Origin of the sequence: Paraburkholderia sp. BR10954, assembly GCF_040965775.1 — a bacterium.
Taxonomy (GTDB): Bacteria; Pseudomonadota; Gammaproteobacteria; order Burkholderiales; family Burkholderiaceae; genus Paraburkholderia; species Paraburkholderia youngii.
In genome coordinates this window covers 17,064-28,155 of sequence record NZ_JBFRCK010000049.1, presented here as the reverse complement: position 1 = coordinate 28,155, position 11,092 = coordinate 17,064, and the positions used below count along the sequence as shown (strand labels likewise).

Annotated in this window: 9 protein-coding genes and 2 pseudogenes; 8 read left to right on the top strand and 3 right to left on the bottom strand. The window is 60.1% G+C overall.

The features are described 5' to 3' along the window. Positions 1–452, top strand: a 452-nt coding sequence (locus AB4Y34_RS37020; protein ID WP_368718831.1) for a VWA-like domain-containing protein, incomplete at its 5' end; no start/stop codon positions are given. 623 nt (positions 453–1,075) lie between these two features. Next, complete coding sequence (locus AB4Y34_RS37015; RefSeq protein WP_368718830.1) at positions 1,076–2,212, top strand: branched-chain amino acid ABC transporter substrate-binding protein; 1,137 nt, start codon at positions 1,076–1,078, stop codon at positions 2,210–2,212. Between the two features lie 5 nt (positions 2,213–2,217). Here AB4Y34_RS37015 and AB4Y34_RS37010 read toward each other — a convergent pair whose 3' ends face one another. Next, complete coding sequence (locus AB4Y34_RS37010) at positions 2,218–2,697, bottom strand: Lrp/AsnC family transcriptional regulator (RefSeq protein ID WP_368718829.1); 480 nt, start codon at positions 2,695–2,697, stop codon at positions 2,218–2,220. 146 nt (positions 2,698–2,843) lie between these two features. Here AB4Y34_RS37010 and AB4Y34_RS37005 point away from each other — a divergent pair, with 146 nt between their 5' ends. From AB4Y34_RS37005 to AB4Y34_RS36990, 4 genes and pseudogenes are all read left to right on the top strand, one after another. Further along, positions 2,844–4,007 (top strand): M20 aminoacylase family protein, encoded by a 1,164-nt coding sequence (locus AB4Y34_RS37005; RefSeq protein ID WP_368718833.1) that lies wholly within the window; start codon positions 2,844–2,846, stop codon positions 4,005–4,007. A gap of 17 nt (positions 4,008–4,024) precedes the next feature. Continuing rightward, positions 4,025–5,282: pseudogene (locus AB4Y34_RS37000) on the top strand (Zn-dependent hydrolase). A 52-nt stretch (positions 5,283–5,334) separates the two neighbouring features. Further along, positions 5,335–6,564: a diaminopropionate ammonia-lyase gene (locus AB4Y34_RS36995; RefSeq protein ID WP_176369774.1), complete on the top strand. Its 1,230-nt coding sequence runs from the start codon at positions 5,335–5,337 to the stop codon at positions 6,562–6,564. A gap of 121 nt (positions 6,565–6,685) precedes the next feature. Further along, positions 6,686–8,291 (top strand): annotated as a pseudogene (locus AB4Y34_RS36990) (APC family permease). Positions 8,292–8,527: 236 nt separating this feature from the next. On the opposite strand, the gene AB4Y34_RS36985 reads toward AB4Y34_RS36990, so the two are convergent. Both AB4Y34_RS36985 and AB4Y34_RS36980 read right to left on the bottom strand, forming a co-directional pair. Next, entirely contained in the window at positions 8,528–8,839 is a 312-nt protein-coding gene (locus tag AB4Y34_RS36985; RefSeq protein WP_368718828.1) for an H-NS family nucleoid-associated regulatory protein, read from the bottom strand. A 57-nt stretch (positions 8,840–8,896) separates the two neighbouring features. Further along, positions 8,897–9,361 (bottom strand): hypothetical protein, encoded by a 465-nt coding sequence (locus AB4Y34_RS36980; RefSeq protein ID WP_368718832.1) that lies wholly within the window; start codon positions 9,359–9,361, stop codon positions 8,897–8,899. A gap of 268 nt (positions 9,362–9,629) precedes the next feature. On the opposite strand from AB4Y34_RS36980, the gene AB4Y34_RS36975 reads away from it, so the two are divergent. Together AB4Y34_RS36975 and AB4Y34_RS36970 are read left to right on the top strand one after the other, a co-directional pair. After that, a complete protein-coding gene (locus AB4Y34_RS36975) occupies positions 9,630–10,676 on the top strand; it encodes a CpaF family protein (RefSeq protein WP_368718827.1) in 1,047 nt (348 codons plus the stop codon). Between the two features lie 18 nt (positions 10,677–10,694). Further along, on the top strand, positions 10,695–11,087 hold the full coding sequence (locus tag AB4Y34_RS36970; RefSeq protein WP_368718826.1) for a conjugal transfer protein TrbC: 393 nt from the start codon (positions 10,695–10,697) through the stop codon (positions 11,085–11,087). Positions 11,088–11,092: the final 5 nt, after the last annotated feature.

Sequence of the window (11,092 nt, the reverse complement as noted above, 5' to 3'; positions counted from 1 at the left end):
ATCGCCGGTATCTGCACATGGGGCTGTATCTGCCGTCGCTCAACGAACCGGCGGTCGGCGATGCGGTGTTCGTGCGCGATTCCAGCGGTTCAGTGTTTGACGAGACGCAGGCGCAGTTCGACGCGGAAATCCTCGTTGTGAATGAGACTGTGCGGCCGCGGCGGCTGATCGTGCTGGATTGCGATACGCGTGTAAAGCAGGTGCAGATCTTCGAGCGCGGCGACGCGGTCGAACTTCTACCGGTGCGTGGCGGGGGAGGCACTTCGTTTGTCGATCCGTTCAAACGGCTGGCCGACGAAGGCATTCAACCCACGTTTCTGGTCTATCTCACCGACATGGATGGAGCATTTCCGATCGATGAACCGTCCTATCCCGTCCTGTGGGCATCGACCGTGCCGCTCAGGCGCGCGAAGAAGGCACCGTTTGGCGAAATGATGGAAGTGATCTGCTGACGGGCGATGTCTGCCCATTCTCCTGAACCCAAGCCCGGCAATTTTGCCGGGCTATTTTTTTGCCCGCGGACTCTCCCCGCGGTCGCGCTGCTCTCGGCCAGGAAGGGACGCTCGCGGTTGTCGGCATTTTGACGTTCGAACGGCAGTTCGCCTCCGGGAAGCGTCGCTCAAGCTGTGGTTCATACCCCGTGGAGAGATCTTGTGCTGACCCTTGCACAAATCCGGCCGACCCACACGACGCCCTACCGGCTCTCCGGCCAGAGACGGCTTCGACGTGCCCGACACTGCGTTTGCGCCGGTCATCGATTACGAACAGATGCTGGTCGTGCCGGAGGCGCTTCCGCTCGCTGCCCGGGAATTCGCGCTGGCAGTCCGGTGATACTTCGGCTTGCCATGCGGGAACGAGAAATGGCGTCGACCGCAAACACTGCCATCCAGGCACCGAGAAGAATTATCGAAAATTGCTTGTTTTTCAATCGAAATTTGCAGAAATGTCATCGCGGCTGATTTTGGCTACTGACTCGCGTCATTAGGATGGTTGCAGGCCAGCGCAGTGTTGCTTGGCTCAACGGGTCGACGGTTCTGTCGATCCTATTCTCAGCCAACCTATCGAGAGCACGACCATGCAATCATCACGGCCATTGATATGCCTCGCGTCCCTGACGCTTGCCCTGCAACCTCTCGCGGCTCACGCGGATTTGACGGTCAAGATCGGGCAGGTTTCTCCGCTGACCGGCGAACTATCCCACATCGGAAAGGATGATGAAAACGGTGTGCGGCTGGCGATCGAAGATCTGAACAGCAGAAAGATTCGCATTGGCGGGCAAAACGTCACGTTTGTGCTCGACTCGCAGGATGATGCGGCCGATCCGAAGACAGCGGTGACCGTCGCCCAGAAACTGGTGGACGATGGCGTGGCGGGTGTCGTCGGTCATGCGAACTCCGGGACGTCGATACCCGCTTCCAAAATCTACTCGGATGCAGGCGTTCCGATGATCACCGAATCGGCAACCAACCCGAAGCTCACGCAGCAAGGATTGACGAACGTGTTCCGTATGGTCGCGAATGACGTGAGACAGGGCTCGGTCATCGGCTCGTATCTGGTCCACGATCTTGGCGCGCGCAAGGTCGCCATCGTCGACGATCGTACGGCGTACGGACAAGGTCTCGCAGACGAGATCGAAAAGTCCGTCAAGGCTGCCGGAGGCAACGTGGTCGCCCGCGAGTACGGCACCGACAAGACAACGAACTGGATGGCGGTGCTCACGACCATCAAGAGCCGTCAGCCGGAAGGGATCGCTTTCACGGGCGGCGACACGCAAGCCGCGGCATTCGTGCAGCAGGCGCAAAAGCTCGGCTTGAAGGTCAAGTTCATTGCCGGCGATGAAGCGTGCACACCGCAGTTCATCAAGCTCGCTGGGTCTTCGAGGAGCAAGGACGCGTACTGCACGCTGGCGGGTGTGCCGCCTGCAAAGATGCCGCAAGGACCGGAGTTCTTCAAACGCTATCAGCAGCGCTTCGGCGTTCCCGTGCAGCTCTATGCCCCTTATGCCTACGACGCAGTGCTCGCGATGGCGGACGCGATGCAGACCGCGGGCTCGACCGACCCGAAGGTGTATCTGCCGAAGCTGCGCGCGTCCAGGCTGGACGGCGTGACGGGCGCAATCCAGTTCGACGAGAAGGGCGATATCCGTAACGGCGCGATTACCGTTCGTCAGTTCGATCAGGGCAACTGGACCGACAGGTCAGTCGTGCGCTGACGGCGTCACGCGCCTTCGGGCGCGACGGGTACACCGAGCCCCACCTTTACGTTGCTCATGCTCACCAGCGTCTTGAAGCGTTTGACGTTGTTGTTCGAGAAGAACAGTTGCCGCGTGAGGGCCGTGTACTCGTCCATGTTGCGAACCGTCAGTATCAGCACGAAGTCCCATTCGCCCGCGACGTAGTAGCACTGCTGGATTTGCGGGCATTGCGCGAAGGTGCGCTTCATCGAGTCGAGCAGATCGATCTGTTCGCTCTCGACCTCGACTGTTGTAATGATCGTCAGCGGATAGCCGACCTTTTCGGGCGCGACGATGGCGGCGTAGTTGCGAATGATGCCTTCGTCCGACAGGCGTCGCAATCTGCGATTGACGGCCGCTGTAGACAGATTGACGCGCGCGCCGAGTTCGTTCTGAGGAATCTGCGCGTCGCGTTGCACTTCCATCAATAGCTTCAGATCAAAATCGTCCAGGCTGAGTGTCATGGTTTTGCGGCCGGAAGGTCGAAACAAAGATATTTTTGCATGATGGGGGCGATTTGGAGACTTTTTCTATCACCGCAAACAATATTATTTCCTCAACCGACATGTTCGACAGGCGCATTCCCCGAAATCGTCAAGGACGTCCGACAATGGAAAGCACGCTGCAGGGCCAGTTGAAGAGCTGGCGCCAGTATTTGCATCAACATCCCGAAACGGGCTTCGAGGAAGTCAACACGTCCGACTATGTGGCGAACATTCTCCGGACGCTTGGGCTGGAAGTTCACCGCGGCATCGGGGGAACGGGGCTCGTTGCGAACCTGACGGCCGGGGACGGGAAACGGGTTATTGGCCTGCGCGCCGATATGGATGCGCTGAACATTGCCGAGCAGGCGCCCGATCGCGAGCATGCTTCGCGCACCGCCGGAAAAATGCATGCGTGCGGGCATGACGGGCATATGTCGATGATTCTCGGGGCGGCGCGACTCCTTGCAGAACGGCGCGATTTCAATGGCACGGTCCGCTTCATCTTTCAGCCGGCGGAAGAGCATGGCCGCGGCGCGAAGGCGATGATGGCCGACGGCCTGTTCGAACGCTTCCCCGTCGATGCCATCTTCGGCGCGCACAACATGCCGGGCATGCGCGCGGGAACGTTTGCAACGCGCGCGGGCGGCCTCATGGCGAGTGAAGACAACTTCGTCATTCACATCAAGGGGCGGGGCACGCATGCTGCACGTCCGCATATGGGCGTGGACCCGATCGTCATCGCGTCACAGATTGTGATGGCATTGCAGACCGTCGTGTCGCGCAATCTCGATCCGAGCCTGCAGGCGGTGATTTCGTGTACGGAATTCATCACGGACGGCCTGAGAAATGTGATTCCTTCGAATGTCATCATCAAGGGCGATACGCGAAGCTATTCACGCGAAGCGCAGACGTTGCTCGAGACGCGCATGCGGGAAGTATGCGAAGGCATCTGCCGCACGCTCGGCGCCGATTGCACCTTCGAGTACACACACGAGTTCGCGCCGACGGTGAACTCGGAGCAGTTCGTCGGCGTTGCGGTAGCGGCGGCGCGCAATGTGGCGGGAAGCGATGGCGTCGACGCCAACATCCAGCCGATGATGATTTCGGAAGACTTTGGTGCGTTCCTGCAGGTGGTTCCCGGCAACTTCATCTTCATCGGCAACGGCGACTCGGCGGATAAAGGGGGTATTCCCCTCCACAACGCCACCTACGATTTCAACGACGACATCCTTTTGATGGGAGCGCGTTATTTCGCTGAGATCGCGCGGCTCGAATTGCCAGTCGGCTAACGATTAAAGGGAAATAAATGAATACGTCTGTACCTGCATCGCTGGCACTCGACGGCGCATGCATGCTTGAACAACTGCGCCAGCTCGGCGAACTGGGCGCCGATCGAGAAGTGGGTGGGCGCACTCGTATCGCGCTGACTGATGACGAGCGAGCCGGTCGCGATCTCGTCGTCCGATGGATGCGCGAACTCGATCTCGATGTCCGAATCGATCGCATCGGCAACATTTTCGGCACGTAGCGTGCCGATTCGGATGACGGCAGCCAGCGTCCACTGATGATGGGCTCGCACATCGACACGGTGAAAAACGCCGGCGCGCTGGATGGCTGTTACGGCGTACTGGCAGGACTCGCGGTCGCGCGAGCCTTTCGTCAGGCAGGCATCAGGCCGCAACGTTCCATCACTATCGGAGCATTCACCAACGAGGAAGGCATCCGCTATCAGCCGGACATGATGGGCTCGCTGGTTTACGCTCGCGGCCTGTCCGTCGATGCAGCGCTGAATACGGTTGGCATCGACGGTACCCGCCTTGGCGACGAACTCGCGCGCATCGGTTATGCCGGGTGACCTGGAGCCCGGCGCAATCGTTCCGCACGAATACCTGGAACTGCACATCGAGCAGGGCCCGATCCTTGAAGCAGAGAACATCCGCATCGGTGTTGTCGAGAATCTCCAGGGCATCTCGTGGCAGCAGATTACCGTTCAGGGCAATGCCAATCACGCAGGTACAACGCCAACGCGGCTTCGTCATGGTGCGGGCTGGGTGGCCGCCGCCGTTTCGACGTTCCTGCGTGAGCTGGCCGTTACTGCCGGCACCACTTTGGCGACGATCGGCATGCTGCGGATCGAGCCAAACGTCATCAACGTGATTCCGCGCAAGGCGGTGTTCACAGTGGATCTGCGTGATCCGGACGAACAACGCCTTCAGGACGCCGAGCGGCGGCTCGCCGAATTCCTCAAGGAGGTCGCGGAGAAGGAGGGCGTGAAGATCACGACCGAGCGCCTGGTCCGTTTCGAGCCTGTCGTATTCGATGCAGAACTGGCCGACGCGATCGAGGCTTCAGCAGAGCGCATGGGCTTCACGCATCGCCGGATGACATCGGGCGCCGGACATGACGCCCAGATGATCGCGCGCATTGCGCCGGCCGCGATGATCTTCGTGCCGAGCCGCGGTGGCATCAGCCATAACCCGCGCGAACACACGGACGACGATCAGCTTATCGACGGCGCGAACGTCTTGCTGGATGTCGTGCTCCAGCGGCTCGCACAGAAGTGAGCACGACTTTCATTCGCCAATTCACATCATTCGTTACTGGAGTATCAAGGTCATGTTGGTAGCCAATCCACGCGCAACGCGCGCTGCGTACCCCGCTGAATTGAAGACCATTCTCAGCATCGAGAAAGCACAGGAAAGCCGCGCCTGGCTTTCATCCTGGGACAAGATTTCGCCCGATGCGACGCCGTTGCGTGAGTTGCCGGGGCTGGCCGCGAGGCTCGCGGTCGGCAGCATCAGTATCAAGGACGAGTCAGCGCGCTCTGTGCTGGGCAGCTTCAAGGCCTTGGGTGCACCGATTGCGCTGGTACGCCTGATTCAGCGGCTGTGGCGGAATCATAATCTCGACGCGCATGGCCTGTTCGAAGGACGCTATCGGGAGCTGCTGACGCATTCCACGGTAGTGAGCGCCACGGACGGCAACCACGGAAAGGGTCTTGCCGCTGCCGCGCAAACGCTCGGTTGCCGTTGTGTGATCGTGCTGCACGCGAATGTCAGCGTCGAGCGCGAGAAAGCGATAGCGGCGTACGGTGCAGAGATTGTGCGCATCACCGGAAACTACGATGAGTCGGTCGAAGAGGCGGCTCGCCTCGCTTCGTTGAATGGCTGGCACGTCGTTTCCGACACGTCGTACGACGGTTACGAAGACATCCCGCGCGATGTGATGCAGGGCTATGGCACGATTGCAGCGGAGATCGTCGAGCAGAGCGATAGCCAGCCGGATCGGCCGGCGTACACGCATGTGTTCCTTCAGGGCGGTGTCGGCGGCCTTGCAGCAGGATTGATCAGCTACCTGTGGGAATACCATGGCGAACATCGTCCGCGATTCGTCGTCGTCGAACCGCAGCAGGCCGACTGCCTGTATCAGAGCGCGTTGGCGGGACGCGCAGCTCGTGCAACGGGCTCCGTCGACTCCGTGATGGCCGGGCTCGCTTGCGGCGAGACGTCGCCGCTCGCATGGAAGTTCCTGCAGCCCAGCGTCGATGATTTCATGACCATCAGCGATGACGATGCAGTGAACGCCATGCGCATCCTGGCTGCTGGCAGCGATACCGATGCGCCCGTCGTCGCTGGCGAGTCGGGCGTGGCGGGTCTTGCTGGGCTGATTGTCTTGCTTCAAGACCCGCTGCTGGCCAGCAACGTAGGCCTCGATGGCTCGTCCCGCGTGTTGTTGGTCAATACCGAAGGCGCCACCGCTCCCGCAACGTATCAGGAACTGGTCGGCGAGACAGCCCAATCAGTCCTCGAACGCCAACTCGCCTGGCTAGCCGAGCCGACAGCCTGAGCGAACTCCCGCTCGCCGTCATCTCCGACGCGATGACGGCATTCGTTGCCTAGACGATAACAAAAGCGCCGCTGTGGCGGGAATCAGTCACGCCCCTGCGAACGCGATCCAGGAGACAATTATGAAGGATAACGTCAACCGAAGTATCGGCCCAGTGGCATTGCTCTTTACAGAGCTTGGGCTCGATTATCGGCTCCGGGTGGCTGTTTGGCGCCTGGCACGCGTCGAAGGTTGCGGGGCCGGCCGCGATCATTGCGTGGATCATTGGTGCGGTTATCGTGCTGGCCATCGCACTGACTTACGCAGAGCTGGGTACGACATATCCGGAGTCGGGCGGCATGGTCCGCTACGCGCGCTATTCTCATGGAGCACTCGTCGGATTTATAGCCGCTTGGGCGAACTGGATATCGATCGTTGCTGTCATCCCGATTGAAGCAATCGCGTCGGTTCAATACATGGCGTCGTGGCCTTATTCATGGGCCCATGCGCTGATGACCGGCGAGGATCTCACGACACAAGGACTGTTCGCCAGCGCATTGCTCGTCATTGTCTACTTTATGCTGAACTACTGGGGTGTGAAGCTGTTTGTTAAGACGAACACCGCCATCACCGTCTTCAAGTTTCTCGTTCCGGGCGCCACGATTGCCAGTCTGATGTGGGCGGGCTGGCATCAGGAAAACTTCGCGGTCGGCACAGGTGGACAATTCGCGCCCTACGGGTGGCCGTCAATCCTTACGGCCGTTGCAACCAGTGGTATCGTGTTCAGCTTCAACGGATTCCAGAGTCCCGTTAGTTTTGCGGGCGAGGCGCGTAGCCCTTCGAAGAGCATCCCGTTTGCGCTGGTCGGCTCGATCCTGCTTGCGCTGGTTATCTATGTGATGCTGCAGATCGCGTTCATAGGCGCCGTCAGCCCGTCAAGTATCGCATCCGGATGGCATGGTCTGAATTTTTCATCACCGTTCGCAGAACTGGCCATCGCCCTCGACCTGAACTGGCTGGCGATTCTGCTGTACGTGGATGCTTTCGTTAGCCCATCGGGAACAGGCACGATCTATACCGCAACGACGGCCCGCATGATATATGCGATGGAGCGCAATGGGACCATGCCAAGCATCTTCGGCGCGACCCATCCCGTCTACGGGGTCCCGCGAGCTGCCATGTGGTTCAACCTCGGCATTTCGTTTCTCTTCATGTTTTTCTTTCGTGGTTGGGGAACACTCGCCGCGGTCATCTCGGTAGCAACAATTGTTTCCTTCCTGACTGGACCGGTTAGCCTGATGGCACTTCGAAAGCATGCCGCGGATCTCCGGAGACCTCTTCGAATTCCTGGCATGTTGGTGATCGCACCGTTCGCATTCGTGTGCGCTTCCCTCATGCTTTTCTGGGCATGTTGGCCGCTGACAGGGCAGATTATCCTGTTGATCATCGTGGCGTTGCCTGTCTATTTCTACTACCAGTCGACGGCGGGATGGGAGAGTTTTCGCGCGGAACTGCGAGCGGCGTGGTGGATGCTGTTGTACCTGCCCGCCATGGCGATGCTTTCGTTGCTGGGCGGACGGGAGTTTGGAGGCATGGGTGTCATTCCCGACGGGTGGGACATGCTGACTGTTGTGGCGGTTGCGCTGGTTTTCTATCGATGGGGCGTAAGAAGTGGGCTACGCACCACATACCTGAACGAACACGCATCTCCAGAAACCGCCTTCCTGGCATCGGGCCGGGTTGGATGAAGGACGTAACGCCTGGCCGCTGTTCGTCGCCAACCGAGGGCGGGTAGGCTTACGTTCGAGGTTATTTGAATACTCGAACAGCCGACTTGGTGTGTTAGTCATAAACCCACGGGCGGCCGAAGTACTCAGGAAGCCGCCATTAATTTTACCCCGCCGAACGGGCCGATGTGGGTCGAAACGGGCCGTTTTCGCGAAGCACGCACGCGCGGATTGCCCGTGCCATCAGGCGGTTGGTTTCATCGAAAAAGGTCCAGCTGCCGCGGATCGATCTCCGAGGCGGCGACCATGGGCTTGGGCGCCGGCTTCGGCTCGATGCGGAAGAATTCCGGACTTACACCGGCATTTCTGGCAGCGCTTAGCCAGTCGGGCATGTTGCCCAGCCCGTTCCATTCGTTGCCGCGCGCATCGCGATAAAGAGGCGGGTGGTCGACGTCGTGCTGGATTGACTCTGCGAGTGCTTCAAGCGTGATGCCGAATTCTTCCATGCGCCGGCGAAGCCAGATAATCAGCCTGTCGCGGGCCTCGCCGTCAGCGATTTTTCCCCTCATGTCCTGTTGCCCGAATTCTGGTTGTCGCGGTTTATCCCGGTTAATGCCTAGAGGTCGCTAGGCGCGCCTGCGGGCCGTCTGCTCGAATGTCTCGCCCGCGCGGAAACGATCCAGCCTGTCGCTAGCGTCAGCGATCGCGGCGACTGGCGCGCGCCGAAGCTGATGGTCGTACGTGCTCACGATCGTCGCGAACTGCGCAAATCCGTCATCGTCGAGCATCCACACGCCGGTGTCCCGGCCGCGGTCGAATGCCGACCCGATCACCTCTTCCGCGTCCTGCATCTGTTCGACCGTCGCCGAGCCGTATCCGGCTTCCGCGAGCAGCCCCACAACGATCATGGCCTGGCACAGCATCTGGGCAGCATTCAGGTTGCCCTGGCCTCGTCGCATTGCGTCGAGGGCTATGTGCACCTGCAAGGAAAGTTCGTCCGCCTGAGCGCGCGGCATCGGCAACAGCAGAGTTTTCGAGCGGCGGGCGCGAGCGGCCTGCGGGCTTGTGTAAAACGGAATTGTTCTTGCCATCGATGATTGATGATTGGAAAGGCAATTGCGCCGCAGACATATACCACAATTTCCCGCTGCGGTTAATCCGAAAGCTATACGTTTTTCTTGAGCTTTCCGGGTTAAGCCCGTTAGCCGGCTGACGGGAGTCTGGAAGGCGTGAAGCAGCCCGGGTGGGTCAAGGCGTCCATCGTCTGCGACATCGAGCACGACACTTTCCCCGAAAGCTCGCGGATTTGATCGTTCTTTCAGTCTGCTTCAGGTTCCGGCCGGACGGAACAATAGCAGCATGTCCGAGGCTACCGACAATCCCCTGCTCAAACTGCGCCCGCTCGAGGAGAGCGCGGTACGCATGTTTTTCGAGTCGCTGCGTCCGTTGCGCGAGTGCCTTGACGCGCCCGACGTTGCCGAAATCATGATCAACGATTTCAGCAACATCTGGATCGAGCGCCGCGGCACGATGGAGCGCCTTGACCTCACGCTTAACGAAGCGGTGCTTGACGGCGCGATCAGCGCGCTGGCGGCATCGGTCGACAAGTCGGCGGTCGCCGGCACCGCGCAGGGGATCATCAACGCCGGTCACAAGAATCTGCGTATTGCATCGGTGATGCGGCCAACCGCGATCGACGGCAATGCGCTTTCGATCCGAAAGCACCGCGACAAGCACCTATCGCTTAGCGACTACGTGAACATGGGCGCGTTCTCGCTCACGAACGCCCGCAAGGAAAAGGAACTCGATCTCTTCCCCCCGGGCATCCAGGACGATGCCTTGCGCGAGGCCCTGAGCGCGATGGTTCGGGCACGCCGCAATGTCCTTGTCGCCGGCGGCACGTCGTCGGGCAAAACCACGCTGCTCAACGCGCTGAATGCGCAGATCCCTGAGGACGAGCGCGTCATCACGGTCGAAGACACGATGGAGCTGATGCTGACCGCGCCCAATCGTGTGCGGCTTCTGTCGAACCCCGACAAGGGTGTCACGACGCAACTGCTCGTCGCCCTGTGTCTGCGCTTCCGGCCCGATCGCATCATCGTCGGCGAAGTGCGAAGCGGCGAGGCCTATGACTTCATCCAGGCGCTGAGCACCGGCCACGACGGTGGCATGGGCTCGATTCACGCCAACGACGCGCGTGGCGGCCTGAGCCGTCTCGAAAATCTCGCGATGCTCGGCGTGCCGCCGGGCAGCCGGTGGGAACTGGCAGATATGCGAAAGGCGGTGGCCGACTGCTTCCACTATGTCATTCATCTTCGCCGCACAGGCGAGCTGCGTCACGTTTCCGAAATCCTCGAAATCAAGGGTTTCAGAGACGGCGACTACGTTCTCAACCGCGTCTTCTAACCCATCGGAGTGCCTTTAATGAAGAAGTATCTGTCTGATTTTCTCGCTACCGCGCGCGAGCGCACGCGAGCGTTGAGCCGCTTTATCTGGACGCGCTTCCTTACCCGCCGTGAGCTGCGTTCGACCGTCGTTGCTGCTTCGCTCGCCGCATTCGCGCCGTTCGCCTTGGCCGTCGACCTGACCGACCTCGGCTCCGCGACGGACGTCATCTGTCTGATCTCGTCCTACATTAGTGGCCCGTGGCTTTACGGCATCGGCATCGTGCTGATCATCGTCGGCGCGGTCGCGATCGGCAACTCGGAAAGCACGATCGGCAAGATTATATCGACGGTCTTCGTCGGCCTCGGGCTCGCGGCGTGTGCGATCCCGATCGTGAAGAACCATCTGCACATCAACTACACCTGTACCTAAGCTCA